Genomic DNA, 13,201 nt, shown 5'->3' with positions numbered 1-13,201 from the left:
AATGGATTATCAAGGGTAAAACTAGTATTGAAAAGCGTCATTCATTCTGATGGTTGGCGAGGGTATAATGGTTTAGTAGATTTTGGCTATAAGAAGCATTTTAGAGTACATCATAGCAAGAATGAATTTGCTCGTGGTAATGCACATATTAACGGCATAGAATCATTTTGGGGTTATGCCAAAACAAGGCTGGTAAAATTTAAAGGAATGAATAAAAATATGTTTAATTTACACTTGAAAGAATGTGAATTTAGATTCAATAATCGCAAGCAAAATCTTTATAAGATTTTGCTTGAAATGTTCAGAAAAGAGTCGCTTAAGTTGTCATGACCCTTTTTTTATTGTAGATTAGGTGGTTGTTATTTTTACTAGACTGGCGTGGTTTTGGTTGATTTATGCAAAGGTCTCAAGATGTATTAAAAAAAGCAATTTTAATTGACGATACTAAGAATCAAGCTATTGATCTGGTGCATAAATTTGGAGAAAAAGGTTTTTTTAAATATCGAGAATTGCTAACAACTCAACTTGATATAAATTGAGTGTATTTTGCAGGCGCATTGTCAATTTTATTGATAATTAGAAAGGTTAAGGCTGTCAAATAAAAAAATTATGCCATCGCTCCATTAACGCCAATAACTTGACCAGAAATATAACTAGCCGCATCGCTTACTAAAAAAGACACCAAAGCGGCAACCTCTTCAGGGGTGCCTTCTCTTCCAGCAGGAACAACATTTTTTATATGTTCTTTGCTAAACGTATCCTTTATCATGCTACCTGAAATAATCCCTGGAGCTACCACATTAACGGTAATACCTCTTGAGGTCATTTCTATAGCTAAAGATTTAGTGGCGCCTATTATTCCAGCCTTGGTTGCGGAGTAGTTAACCTGGCCACGATTACCCATAACACCAGCAACTGAAGATAAATTTACAACCCTTCCCCACCTGGTAGCCATCATGGGAAGCATAAGCTTTTGTGTTACATTAAAAAATCCATTTAAATTTACATTTATTACTTTATGCCACTGATCTTGACGCATACCTGCAAAGATGCCGTCATCATGAACACCTGCATTATTAACTAAAATCTGAATAGCACCTTGGGCAAGAAGACCATCTAAAGCCTTATGAGTAAACTCTATATTAGTGATATCAAAACAAACAGAGCTAGCTTTTCCACCATTTTTTACTATAGTGTCAACAACTTCATTAGCCTTGTCTTTATTTGCATTACTGTGAACAATTACTTCAATATTGTTTTTTGATAATTCAAGGCAAATTGCACTACCTAGATCACCACTTCCGCCTGTAACTAAAGCCCTTTTAATTTTCATAACCAATACCTTTCTTTTAAATTTTTAATCATTAAAAACTGCAACTACTGTCGCTCGCCCAGATATCAAGCTTTTATCATCAGATAAGATTAAAAATTCATAAACCATATTCCCTTGAGAGGCGAATTTTCTTGTAGCCTCTACTACCAAAGATGTACTAATTGCACTAATATCTAAATTATTGAAAAATTTTACATCCTTTAGAGCGGCTAAATACCCTTCCTGCATCTTTTCTCCTGATTTATCAGCAATAAGCGCACCATGAATTGCCATAGCTTGTGCGCCATACTCTATTAGAGCGGATACAGGAAGAGCTCCTTTGCTTAGCAAAGGGTTGTCACTCTTTAGGTGGGTGTTTGTTATACAAACAATTGACTCATCATCCCATTTATCGATAGAATCAATTAAACACATCTTTCCAGAGTGTGGAATTAATTCGCATAATTTAAAGTTGTTAAACATTGTTCACCTTAACCAATAACCGCTTTTGATTTAAATACGGAATAAGAATTTTATTTACTTTTCTTTTAAAAAGAGACTCAACCAAAGGTAAGCCCAATCCAATGGGGTTGCCATTTCTAACAACCTCAAGAGAGTGATTAAAACACGGTGTAGCCTCCGATAATTGATCTTGAACTGTAATACTAATACTGCCTATCGTATCAACTCTCTTAGTTTTACTCAGTAATAAAGCAATAGCGACTGGATGATCAAAATGACGAAATTCATCTAAATCTTCAGGAGTGACATTATCATAAGCAACTAATAAAACATCATTACTTTCAACTAGAACCTGTGCAACCGACTCAATTAATCCAGCTGAGAAAGTGTTATCACCTGCAGACAGACTAATTGATGGTGTTTTCATATTGTCTGAAATCGATAAATATCCGGCAGGGGCATTATGCACAGAGTTGTGAAATAACGTTGGTGACACCATTTTTTCTTTTGTTGCCAAAGCCTTGCATATCTTATCAGTAATGTCCAAATCCCCTTCTGACGAGGCAAAAACTACCGAAGTATTAGAGGATTTTTTTACTGATTCAACAACCTTTAACGCCAGCCTAATAACTGTTGTAGTTCTCCTTGCCTCATTAGCTGGCAATGCAGAAGGCACCATTCTAGATAGTTCAACTGGCGACCATTCCAAATTACCCTTGAAAATTTCTTCAGATTTTTCAATATCTTCTAGTCCTGGTGCAATAACAGCAATACTGTTAATGTAAATATTTTTATCTAGCATGAGAATATTAAGCTGCAATTGCTACCACCAAACCCAAATGAATTAGACATGACATGACTCAGTGATTTTTGTATGCTTTTTGTAGTAACCTGAACGGGTAACTGATCATCAACACTACTTAAATTTACATTAGCAGGGATAATAGAATTCTCTAATGATAACATGCATATGATCGCTTCATTAATCCCGGCGGCACCAAGTGTGTGCCCTGTCATCCCTTTAGTTGAACTACACATGATTTTATTACCAAATACTGACTGAAGCCCTCTAGACTCAGAGTGGTCATTTGAAGGTGTTGCTGTACCATGTAAATTAACATAATCTATATCCGAAGCTTTAAGTCCTGCAGTAGACAATGCAGATTCCATAGCCATTCTTCCGCCATTACCTTCAGGGTGTGGCGATGAAATATGATAGGCATCACTACTCTCTCCATAGCCAGTTAAATAAACACCTTTGCACTCATTAGACTTTTCAAGCAGCATAAAGCCTGCAGCCTCACCAATATTAATACCATTTCTTTTCTTATCCCAAGGTCTACAGATATCTTCAGAAATCAATTGTAATGAATTAAAACCGTACAAAGTGGTCAGACATAGACTATCAACCCCGCCAACAATAGCAGCATCACAAAAACCAGATTCTATGGATCGGTAAGCTGATGCAAATACTTTGGCACTAGATGAACAAGCGGTAGAAATAGTCATGCTCACCCCTGATAACCCTAAAGATCGGCAAACATACCTTTGTATAGAGCTAGTATTGTCGGTGTAAAGCATATCCATGCTTGGCAGCCTTCCCGATTCACCATCTCTATTCATATAAGCACTTTCAGTTTCTGCAATACCCGAGGTGCTTGTACCAAGAAAGACACCTATTCTATTTTTTCCATATTTGACAATAGCATCTTTAACATCTTCACGAAAATTATCAGTATCTAACGCTAGTTTGGCTAACTTGTTATTTCTACAAGTGAATTTAACCAATTCATCTTCCAGCTCAACACCTTTAACTTCGTTCACCAATCCCAAAAAAGTATCAAAATTCATATCTGGAAATTTAGATCTACATAAGCCGCTATAGCCACCAAGCATGGCATTTGTTGTGTATTTTTTTCCAATACCTAGCGCATTAACTAAAGTGCTTGCTGAAATTTTAAGAGGGTGTATTGGTTTAATCATAATCTATTTGTACTAATTAAAGTGGGGGTGCTAATAAATTTGGAAATAATAAAACAAGCAAGTACACCAACTGCAACAATTTGCCCTATCGAGCTCAGTATATTTACATCCGAAAAAGATAAAATAGCAAATGTGATTATAGTTGTTATTGCACTAATTGTAACAGCATGTGCACTATTAGAAGGCGCTCCACTCTTTGTGCTTTCATAGTTAAAAAATAAACTGTAATCAAAGCCTAATCCTACAACCAGTAGTAATGATAGTAGATGAAATATATTAATACTATTTCCTAAAAAAACTTGAAAACTTAAACTAATTAAAACGCTTGAAATTACTGGAATAAAAATCCAAATTCTTCTTTTATTTGTACGAGAAAACCAGAGAACTGCAATAAAAATTAATACCAGCATAGTTATCAACCTGAACCATGTCTCCTTTAAATAAGCTTCCATAATATTACTAGCTTCAACAGTGACTGAATAATAAGTATTTTTCAATATATTGGAGTCATCAATCTCCTTATTAAGCAGGCCAACATCTTTAATGCCTGACACTCTTATTAATGAGTACCAGTTTCCATCTTGATGAAACAATATAGATTGAAGCCTACCTTTCATGAAAGACATTTCAAAATCTTTCTGAGCTAGTAATGGCATTGTTTTGGCATTTTCAACATCACTTACAAAATTATTGAAAGCGCCTTTTTTAAAGGGCAGGCCATTTACTGCAAGAGAGATATTATTTTGCAACATCTGCTCGCTGGGAAGATTCTCTAGTCGCTTTTCCTGCATCTTTTTACTAGGGAGCAAGGAGCTGACTCCGGTAAAGTCTTTAATAACGCTTTTATCGACAAGCTTTGTTAACTCTTGCTCCACTTCATGAGATTTTTTCAAAGTCATATCTAAATTTTGATTTGAAATTAAAAAAATATGACCAACCTCACCAACTCCCAGTGCACTTCTCAATTTCGAATCAACTTTTTTTGATTCTTCTGATGCGGGGTTTAATTGGGAAATATTTACATCAAAAATCCCATCTTGATAAGATAAATAACTTACTGGTAACAAAATAATCAGAAAGCTAATTAAAATTTTAGGTATTAGCGGCAATAACCTTCCGGTCAACACCTCTCTTTTATTTATTTTATACCCCTGCATCCATACTGGAACCAAGTAAACACTAACAACAAAAGCTGACAATAACCCAATAATAGAGAAGACAGCAAGTTGTGTAAAACCATCAAATCCGGTACCCAACAAAGAGGAATAGGCAAGTACAGATGTCAAGGCGCCAATTTTTAGAGGTGTAAAAATATTTTTAACTGCAGTTTTTGCAGAAATAGTGGTCGATGTATTGCTAAATATATGCAATGGATAGTCCAAGCAAACGCCCAAAGTGGTAATGCCAAATGCTAACGCGATTCCATGTATTTGACTGAAAATTAACTGCGTAAGAGTCATTGCAATCAAGATGGCTGTCGAAAGAGTGGTTGCCGCCAATATTAAAAGATAAGGCGATCTGTACACAAATACAAATACAAATAACATTACTACACTTAAAGCAATACTTACATATTGGATGGTGTCTTTAATATTGACTCTCGCTTCTGTAGCTATAACACTTGGTCCAGATAATAATAGCTTTGCATTATCTGTATTAATACTCGCAAACTCTCTTTTAATAATTGATATAGCTATATCTTTTTGAGATAAGTCAGATTTGCTATTAATTTTCACCATGAGTAGCGCTGAGTCATCAAGAAACCAAACGCCATTTTTCATCATGACAGAAACTTTGGGCTGGTTTAGAGATAAATAATCAATAAAAACCCTTTGAGGATCGGATAACAAATAATCAATAAAATCACTTGGGGCATTACTTGTAAAGGAGCTCAGGAATTGATTAAAACTACCATGTAAACTTTTAACATCAAAATTACTATCGTGCAATAAATACCGATATTTAAACAAAATATCATTCTCAAAATTATTTTGCTCTAAAGAATTAACTACAGAATCAAAGATATTGATTTTCTTTTCTAAATTTAACCTTAACTCTCGGCTTAGTCTGGATAAGCCTCTTTCATTAGACCCTGAAATTTGAACTAGGACAGTATTTGCAAAAGACCCTTTTTGAGATTGGTTAATTAATATTTTTACATTCTCATTCTGAATATTGCCTGGCATAAACTGCTCAATATTAGAAGCAACTATCAGGTTATTATGTAAGTATAGGGCTGAGATAGTAACAACTACAAAAAATAAGATATTTTTATATATTGACGTCATTTTTTTAATGAGATAAATGTTGTTCTAATACTAGATCCATTAGCTTTTAACAAGGTAATAAGACCAATATTCCCAAACTTTCCTTTAATTGAAATGCTTAGAACTTGAAGCAACTCTTGTTTCTTTATTGGCTTCAGATTAATCGTCCAATAATCATCTTTGAGAGAATAATTTATAGAATAATTATTCAGGATTTTATTTTTTTCACCCAATAGAATCCACCTTACGGCATTAATACCACTGGAAAGAGCGGGGTAGTTATCAAGTGATACACTTTTCACCCCTTTATTATCAATCAAGGAAAGCGTATCACCTATTATATGGACTTCAGATTTGCTAGGGGTTTCAATATACTTACTCATTGAGCCATTTTCACTAAAAGCTACTCTTCCTGTTACTTTAACTTCTTTAGTAAAAAGAGTTTCACTATGCGTTTCAATAAACCCCAATGTTTTAACTGAATTTTCAGAAATTAATTTAAATACATTGTCAATATCTAGGGCTGAATAAGAATTACTGGAAAAAAATATAATTAAGATAGCAAAAATTCTAGACCGACACATTATTCATCCCCCCAATAATCATAAAAATTAAACCAGTTGAAGGGGTACGCCTTTATCATCTCTTGTACATATTTTACATACAATCTAGCATCCGCCTCAACATCGACCTTTCTACTAGCCCTATCCCCATCAAAACTATCTCTTAATTTTTTAAAATGAATTTCATATTCATTGCCACCCTTGTATATTCCAAAAAAAACAATTACAGGCTTTTTTAATACATGTGCAATTGTAAACGGGAGTTTAGCTATACTTATTTCATCACCCAAAAGAGAGCAGTTAACTATTTTTTGATTATTAGTACTTCTATCTGCCAATATAGCAACAAACCTAGACTCATCTAGACTTTCCTTGATTTTTAATAATAAATTATCACCATTTGCATCAATAATATCGTTAACCATAACAGGGTTAAGGTTATATAAAATATCGGTAATCATCGAGTTATGAGATACATCCATCACAATTTTTGCTTGTCCGTATTTTAATGTTAAATGTTGCAGGATATCAAATCCACCAACATGAGACCCAAGCAGGATAAAACCTAAATTCTCTCGAGAATAGTCAGCCACAAGCTTTTCATTATAAATTTTTATATTAAATTGCTCAGTTTTACCAGTGATAAAATAAACCCTATCCAAAATAACGGAAGAAAAATAATAGATATGCTTAAGCACTTGTGGATACCCATGGTCACCAGGTAAATTCAGTCTTTTCAAGTAGTTTTTTGAGGCGCTGCGAACTATTGAAGATGTAATAAAAAAATATAAAGTAATTGGATATAGCCAAAATCGGGCAAAACCACGAGAAATATTCAAAGCGAGCCAACAAATTAAATGCAAAGCAAAAGGAGTGCTTCGCTCCTTGTTTGCCTTCCAGTTAGGTTTATTCATTTGACCTTTAAGTGGCCCAAAACTGAAACCTTGTCTCCATAGGTACACTTAAAAGAAATTAACCCAGTAGATACGTTTTGAAAGTGTATGGTAATTTTTTGATTTAACAAAATAGGTTTCATAAACTTTACTGTAGACAAATATGTCACTTGCTGCACACCATGCAGCTTAGAAAAAGCCTGTATTACATTTTCAATAATTACCGCTCCTGGGACAACAGGGTTGCCTGGAAAGTGTCCGGGAATAGATGGATGCATACTATCTACAGAAAAACTTAATGAACACATAAGAAAATACGTTTAAAAATAAAGGTGAAGGAAATTGTAATACTAATTATATGTTTATAGTGACATTTTTACTAGTAATTACTATAAAAATAAACTATCTAGAAAAAATTCACTAACCAGAATTTTTGTATTGCCTAAGGTGAAAATCGACCTTCTACCCCAAGTTCCATTTGCATTTGCAATCTGAAATGCATCTCTAGTTACACTTGATGAATTAAATAACATCTCTCCAAGAGGTCTAACTCCAATATTTAGCAACCCTTCTGTATCAACAGTCTTAGGTATGACTGACCTAGCATAAACGACAGCATTGCCATCTCCTATTAGCTCAACCTCTCTTTCCAGGCACGGCCTACCTTGCATCAGAAAAGACTCTTCATCAGAAGGTAGTACAACCTGACGTTGAGATGAAACATTAACGGAAAATAATTCAAACTTAGTTTTTAATTTTTTTGTTAATGATTGTTCGTCATATAGCCACATCTTTACATCATGCGGAATATTTTCAACTTGATCTTTCTCAGCCCAAATCAACTGCTTAAAATTAATCACTATGGATCATCTTGACTAAATCATTTAAAGGAAGCTTTCCCAGTCTATTATAAGGAAGTCGATCAACGATCTTAATCGGTCTTGGTAAGAAGACAGAGTCTATTTGTTGAGCCAGCGCCCTTACAATTTCATCTTTATTTAAAACTGAGGATACAGCTAATACAGCCAATCTTAAGCGATTCTCACCCGCCTTTTTGGGTATAAAAAATACTCCATCATCAACACCATCAATCTTTATAAGTTTGCATGTTAGCCCTGATAGAGACTCTCTTTTTCCTCCGATTTTTACCAGATCACTACCCCGTCCAATCAAATTAAAGAACTTGTTATCAATAATTTTTATTTTGTCAGATATTTCAATCAACTCATCGTAACCTATAGCCTTTAACATAAAAAATTCTTCTGACTTTTGGATGGTGTAATCATCTAATAACTTCCATTTATCTTCTTTACTTGTTTGTCTTGTTGCAATAGCACCTGACTCACTACAACCATATATTTCAAATATATCCGCATCTAAAATCTTCTCTGCACTATTGGCAACATTTTTGAACAATGGTGATGTTGCAGAAATTATAGAGTCAATATTAGTCCAGCCTTCAGTTAAACCAATGCAAGCTTTTAAATGAAGTGGTGTTGTTATCAAAATTTTTAAATCTGGTGACTCTGATATTGCCTGTTGAATATCTAAAGGATAAAAAGGGTGACCATCATGTACAGCAATACCTAATGTTAATGGATAAACAATAGATGTCTCAAACCCGAACATGTGTTGTGGCGGGACTGTGGCAATAATACATTTCCCAGATAACCCATCTGGCCAAAATCTTTGTCTCACCCTTATAGAGCTTTCATTCAACTGACCCCATGTCTTTGGATTTTTTTTCGCTTTTCCGGTAGTTCCAGATGTGAATAGAATTGCAACAGTTTGCTGAGAGTTGATATTAAAATTTTTTACCAGGTTTTTTTTGACATTTATAAGATCTACACATAAACCAGTAATATCCTCATCATTAATTAAGCGGCTATCAGGATATGATTTAGCGATTCTATCTATCTCTTTTGGAACTTTAGCGTTGGGGAATAGGCTAATTTTTTCAAGACTAACGCAGGCAGCAAAAGCAACTAAAAAATGATATCTATTCTCACAAAGGTTAATGGCATATTTATTTAAAGATAAGTTACTTCGAGCAAGGTTTACATGAACTAGAAACTCATCTCTAAATATCCTGCGCCCATGATAAATAGCAACCAAATCTCCATCCAAATCATTAAATAACTTACTCATAAGGCTACTTAAATTTACAACGCGATAGTCGCATTATAAAAGTCTTAAAACTAATTTTATCGTGCTTGAATTCTCTATTTCTATATGAAAACTCACCAAGCATAATTAATGCAATAACCGTGTAGCTGCCCACGCTTGAAATCCAAGACCAGGATTCAATAGAAAGCCAAATAGTAGTAAAAATATTCTGAACAAACATATAAATAAATCCAATCAACCAGACTATCGTAACATTTCTTGTGTATTTTTTCTTCTTATTATTAAGCGGCTTCTCATCAACACATGATGCAAAAACTGTAATAATCGGGATGCCTTTAAATACAAGAGATTTGGAGAAAATAAGAATCAAGGCCAATAAAATTAGGACAGGGATTGACTGTATCACCAGATGCTCCTTTCCAATAATAGTTATTATAAGTGCGGTAGCGATAATTACAGTTGTTAAAAAACCTTTAGCAGTCCACGACTTAATCTTTGAGGAGTAAATAAGAAACAAGCCTATTATTACTAAATAAATAATAGGCAGGTAAATCTTAGATGTTTGTACCCCTATATGGGCAATGATTGGATAAAAAGCAGCCCATATAGCAATTTTTCCCATCAACTAAACTACAGTACTAAGCTTTATTTTGTGCAACGTGTTTAGCTAACGACCGAACTGATGAAAATATCTCCTTATTGTTTGGGTCATCTGATTTAAGCTGGAAACCATATTTAGCAGATAGCGCCATAGACAACTCAAGAGAATCGATAGAATCTAGACCTAGGCCATCATAAAACAATGGCTCATCAAAATCTATATCAGACGGACTAACATCTTCAAGATTCAATGTCTCCACTATTAATTCAGTAATTTCATTTTCAATACTTTTTTCAATTGACATGCTAACCCTTTTATTGATTATAAAAACAAACTATCCGTGTATTTTTCGATTGGCTCTGGCAATAAGTCTTGAGGATGATCGCCACCAAATGTTGCCCAGCCACTCTTACCCTTAATAATTGCCGAACTAAGTATTTTTTCAGTCTTAACATTAAATATGACTATTTTTACTGAAACCTTATCTGGAATACCCGACCATTCTGTAGCTCTATCCTCCCACCCTAATATAGTTGGGAAAACTAGATACTCATACTTATTATCTTTTGCATATTGCATGGCGTCTTCAAATGATTGGTATCTAAAAGCAGACTCTACAACTCCATTATATTTTGAAAAGGCCATAGTTACTATTCTAGAAACATTTATACCTGAACCACCATAATTAATATGGCCGTAAACTCCATCCTTAGGCACCGAGACGTAAACCCTCTCAACTCCTATTATGGTATTGCTATTTTTTTTAGTACTTATAAATTGCTTGCTATCTGACATACATCCCGATAAAAAAGTAGTAACAATAATCGCTAATAAAATTTTCATAAAAAACACACCTTTGTAATGAGACTTTTGCATAATTCCCTGCAATCCCCCCATTTCTAACGCTTGCTAAAAATAGAATTTCCATTGTTTAAATAGCCTCAAGTAGCTTTCTTGGTGGAATCCCACCAATCGAACTATGAGGTCGTACGTTATTATATACCCACATCCACTGGGTTGCTAAATTTTGTGCATGTTCGATTGAGTCAAAAATATGCATGTTTAACCATTCGTTTCTTGCTGTTTGGTTAAATCTTTCAATATAAGCATTCTGTGTTGGTTTGCCTGGTTGTATGTACATTAACTCAATATTCATTGCTTGTGCCCATTCTCGTAGTGCATGAGATATGTATTCTGGTCCGTTATCACATCGAATGGCTTTGGGCTTGCCACGCCATTCAATGAGCTGCTCTAATGATTTAATCACTCTTTGCGCTGGCAAAGAGTGGTCTACTTCAATGCCTAGGCATTCTCTGTTGTAATCATCTATGACATTAAACGTTCTGATTTTTCTACCTGTGTTTAATGAATCTGACATGAAGTCAATCGACCAAGTTTGATTAATTGACAGTGGCACGCTCAAAGCCTGCGGCTTATCGCGTTTGATTAAGTATTCACCCCTCAAGGGGGTACTAAAAAGAGTGCATGATTTGTGAATCTGATTTACGTGTTGTCTTCATTTGAATCTCCTTATGTTTTTATTATAAGAAAGTTCTACTTTTACTGAGTGTTAATTTTTGGGAGGATTACACACGCATTTGCACTCATAAAATATTCCTTTAACGTGATAACAACAGACGTAAAAATACACCTCTAAAACTTAGATTTCTTATAATGAGTTGAGTGTATAGGATAGGACGGGTGGCGGCTTTAACAGTACAATCTTGAGGAGAGAATAAAGAAGGGAGTCACCCTCGAACAACAGACTTTCTTGGGGGAGAGTTAATATTGTTCAGCTTATTATTATACTTTAATATGAATATGCGTCAATACTTTAAATCAATATATTTAGTTATTCTTCTGTCAGTGTCGTTCAGTGCTGCTACCCACCACCAAACAAGGGTGATTGAAGCTGATGTCATCTCAACAGTACCTATCTACTATGGATACAATCGCTCTATGACGGATAACTATTGCAAAGAGTTTCACTTCATAACTCGCATCTGCTCATCTATTGAGGAGGCAGGAATGTCTCAGATGCTCAAAGGTTATCGTACAGAGCTAGATTATGAAGGGATTAGATTATATGTCAGTACTAAGAATAAACCTCTTGGTAAAACCTTAAAGGTTAGAGTGTATGGTCAAAACCTATATCAAGGTCAAAGAGCAACTGTTGCTAGGTAGTAGATTACCTGTAAGCACTCGAACCTTTACTAGTATGCAATAAAGTTAAAGAATTAAACCTCTGCCTAGCCCTTGTGTCTTGTACAGCTACTTCATCACTTGGAGCAACAACAAAGCTATATCCAGTAGTGCGGTAATTACTTACAGCATCTGCGTTGTATGTACTTGTTTGTACTGTCTCAGAGCCTCTGTATTGCTGCTCAGCTGCAGGATTGAATGAAAGGTATGAACTTCTAGCTTCTGCCGATAGTGTAAGGGGCTAGAGAACTTATTAGTAGTAATGTAGGCGTTGCTTGCTTAGTTAGTTTCATATTAATTCCCCTTAGTTTCTGTAGTACCTTCTGTAGACAACTCTATTGCCATCTTTAACTTCCACCAGGCGACAGTTTCCTTGGTTACGATATTCGTAAGATTTAATCAGATACTTACAGTGTTCAATACTATGACAAACCATTGTTCCACTAGAAAGCGATTGGTCGTTCTTGTGAGCTACAAGTGTTAATGTGTGAGCACTAGCCAGTAATGGCAGTAATGCAATAGACAGCAAAATAGATTTAATTACCTTTCTCATTACATTCCACCTCAGCTATTTAATAAAGATGAACAGCCTAGCTTTCGTGGGGGAGAGTTAAACTGTTCATAACTTATATTATAACATCATAATATTTTTATATGAGGTATTTGTAATCCTCCCAAAAATTAACACTCAGTAAAAGTAGAACTTTCTTATAATAAAAACATAAGGAGATTCAAATGAAGACAACACGTAAATCAGATTCACAAATCATGCACTCTTTTTAGTACCCCCT

General features: G+C 34.7%; 17 protein-coding genes and 1 pseudogene. 3 read left to right on the top strand and 15 right to left on the bottom strand.

The genetic code is table 11. The annotated features are described in order from the left end of the window. Together BTHERMOSOX_RS06850 and BTHERMOSOX_RS06845 are read left to right on the top strand one after the other, a co-directional pair. Positions 1 to 330 (top strand): IS1595 family transposase (locus BTHERMOSOX_RS06850; RefSeq protein ID WP_249360636.1); only part of this gene is annotated, 330 nt, incomplete at its 5' end. Positions 331 to 395: 65 nt separating this feature from the next. Continuing rightward, positions 396 to 539: a hypothetical protein gene (locus BTHERMOSOX_RS06845; protein ID WP_171004679.1), complete on the top strand. Its 144-nt coding sequence runs from the start codon at positions 396 to 398 to the stop codon at positions 537 to 539. Between the two features lie 68 nt (positions 540 to 607). Here the strand turns inward: BTHERMOSOX_RS06845 and fabG are convergent, their stop codons facing one another. The 14 genes and pseudogenes from fabG to BTHERMOSOX_RS06775 form a co-directional block, all read right to left on the bottom strand. Further along, positions 608 to 1,333, bottom strand: coding sequence for a 3-oxoacyl-ACP reductase FabG (fabG, locus tag BTHERMOSOX_RS06840; protein ID WP_138120359.1), 726 nt, complete (start codon positions 1,331 to 1,333; stop codon positions 608 to 610). Positions 1,334 to 1,357: 24 nt separating this feature from the next. Then, positions 1,358 to 1,795 (bottom strand): hotdog family protein, encoded by a 438-nt coding sequence (locus tag BTHERMOSOX_RS06835; RefSeq protein ID WP_138120358.1) that lies wholly within the window; start codon positions 1,793 to 1,795, stop codon positions 1,358 to 1,360. Further along, a complete protein-coding gene (locus BTHERMOSOX_RS06830; protein ID WP_138120357.1) occupies positions 1,788 to 2,576 on the bottom strand; it encodes a beta-ketoacyl synthase chain length factor in 789 nt (262 codons plus the stop codon). The genes BTHERMOSOX_RS06835 and BTHERMOSOX_RS06830 overlap by 8 nt, the downstream gene beginning before the upstream one ends. Then, the gene (locus BTHERMOSOX_RS06825) at positions 2,570 to 3,757 is read right to left on the bottom strand and encodes a beta-ketoacyl-[acyl-carrier-protein] synthase family protein (protein WP_249360635.1); all 1,188 of its coding nucleotides are present in this window, start codon (positions 3,755 to 3,757) and stop codon (positions 2,570 to 2,572) included. The genes BTHERMOSOX_RS06830 and BTHERMOSOX_RS06825 overlap by 7 nt, the downstream gene beginning before the upstream one ends. Continuing rightward, positions 3,754 to 6,045, bottom strand: coding sequence for an MMPL family transporter (locus BTHERMOSOX_RS06820; RefSeq protein WP_138120356.1), 2,292 nt, complete (start codon positions 6,043 to 6,045; stop codon positions 3,754 to 3,756). The genes BTHERMOSOX_RS06825 and BTHERMOSOX_RS06820 overlap by 4 nt, the downstream gene beginning before the upstream one ends. After that, a complete protein-coding gene (locus tag BTHERMOSOX_RS06815) occupies positions 6,042 to 6,608 on the bottom strand; it encodes a LolA-related protein (protein WP_171004678.1) in 567 nt (188 codons plus the stop codon). The genes BTHERMOSOX_RS06820 and BTHERMOSOX_RS06815 overlap by 4 nt, the downstream gene beginning before the upstream one ends. Beyond that, positions 6,608 to 7,501: a lysophospholipid acyltransferase family protein gene (locus tag BTHERMOSOX_RS06810; RefSeq protein WP_138120354.1), complete on the bottom strand. Its 894-nt coding sequence runs from the start codon at positions 7,499 to 7,501 to the stop codon at positions 6,608 to 6,610. Before BTHERMOSOX_RS06810 ends, BTHERMOSOX_RS06815 begins: the two co-directional genes overlap by 1 nt. After that, positions 7,498 to 7,788: an ApeI family dehydratase gene (locus BTHERMOSOX_RS06805; RefSeq protein WP_138120353.1), complete on the bottom strand. Its 291-nt coding sequence runs from the start codon at positions 7,786 to 7,788 to the stop codon at positions 7,498 to 7,500. The genes BTHERMOSOX_RS06810 and BTHERMOSOX_RS06805 overlap by 4 nt, the downstream gene beginning before the upstream one ends. Before the next feature lie 81 nt (positions 7,789 to 7,869). Beyond that, the gene (locus tag BTHERMOSOX_RS06800) at positions 7,870 to 8,340 is read right to left on the bottom strand and encodes a chorismate--pyruvate lyase family protein (RefSeq protein WP_138120352.1); all 471 of its coding nucleotides are present in this window, start codon (positions 8,338 to 8,340) and stop codon (positions 7,870 to 7,872) included. Beyond that, complete coding sequence (locus tag BTHERMOSOX_RS06795) at positions 8,333 to 9,628, bottom strand: AMP-binding protein (RefSeq protein WP_138120351.1); 1,296 nt, start codon at positions 9,626 to 9,628, stop codon at positions 8,333 to 8,335. The genes BTHERMOSOX_RS06800 and BTHERMOSOX_RS06795 overlap by 8 nt, the downstream gene beginning before the upstream one ends. Before the next feature lie 4 nt (positions 9,629 to 9,632). Then, the gene (locus BTHERMOSOX_RS06790; protein ID WP_138120350.1) at positions 9,633 to 10,229 is read right to left on the bottom strand and encodes a COG4648 family protein; all 597 of its coding nucleotides are present in this window, start codon (positions 10,227 to 10,229) and stop codon (positions 9,633 to 9,635) included. 16 nt (positions 10,230 to 10,245) lie between these two features. After that, on the bottom strand, positions 10,246 to 10,512 hold the full coding sequence (locus BTHERMOSOX_RS06785) for a phosphopantetheine-binding protein (RefSeq protein WP_138120349.1): 267 nt from the start codon (positions 10,510 to 10,512) through the stop codon (positions 10,246 to 10,248). A 17-nt stretch (positions 10,513 to 10,529) separates the two neighbouring features. After that, the gene (locus tag BTHERMOSOX_RS06780) at positions 10,530 to 11,084 is read right to left on the bottom strand and encodes a DUF4823 domain-containing protein (RefSeq protein ID WP_249360634.1); all 555 of its coding nucleotides are present in this window, start codon (positions 11,082 to 11,084) and stop codon (positions 10,530 to 10,532) included. A gap of 55 nt (positions 11,085 to 11,139) precedes the next feature. Then, positions 11,140 to 11,655 (bottom strand): annotated as a pseudogene (locus tag BTHERMOSOX_RS06775) (IS3 family transposase); the annotation flags it as partial. A gap of 581 nt (positions 11,656 to 12,236) precedes the next feature. Between BTHERMOSOX_RS06775 and BTHERMOSOX_RS06770 the strand changes: the two are divergent. Next, positions 12,237 to 12,392 (top strand): hypothetical protein, encoded by a 156-nt coding sequence (locus tag BTHERMOSOX_RS06770; RefSeq protein ID WP_212744631.1) that lies wholly within the window; start codon positions 12,237 to 12,239, stop codon positions 12,390 to 12,392. A gap of 322 nt (positions 12,393 to 12,714) precedes the next feature. On the opposite strand, the gene BTHERMOSOX_RS06765 is transcribed toward BTHERMOSOX_RS06770, so the two are convergent. Further along, on the bottom strand, positions 12,715 to 12,963 hold the full coding sequence (locus BTHERMOSOX_RS06765) for a hypothetical protein (protein ID WP_138120347.1): 249 nt from the start codon (positions 12,961 to 12,963) through the stop codon (positions 12,715 to 12,717). Positions 12,964 to 13,201 lie beyond the last annotated feature (238 nt).

This window comes from Bathymodiolus heckerae thiotrophic gill symbiont, from assembly GCF_900128515.1.
GTDB lineage: Bacteria > Pseudomonadota > Gammaproteobacteria > PS1 > Pseudothioglobaceae > Thioglobus_A.
The sequence above is the reverse complement of the archived record's forward strand: the minus strand, read 5'-3'. Positions and strand labels throughout refer to the sequence as shown.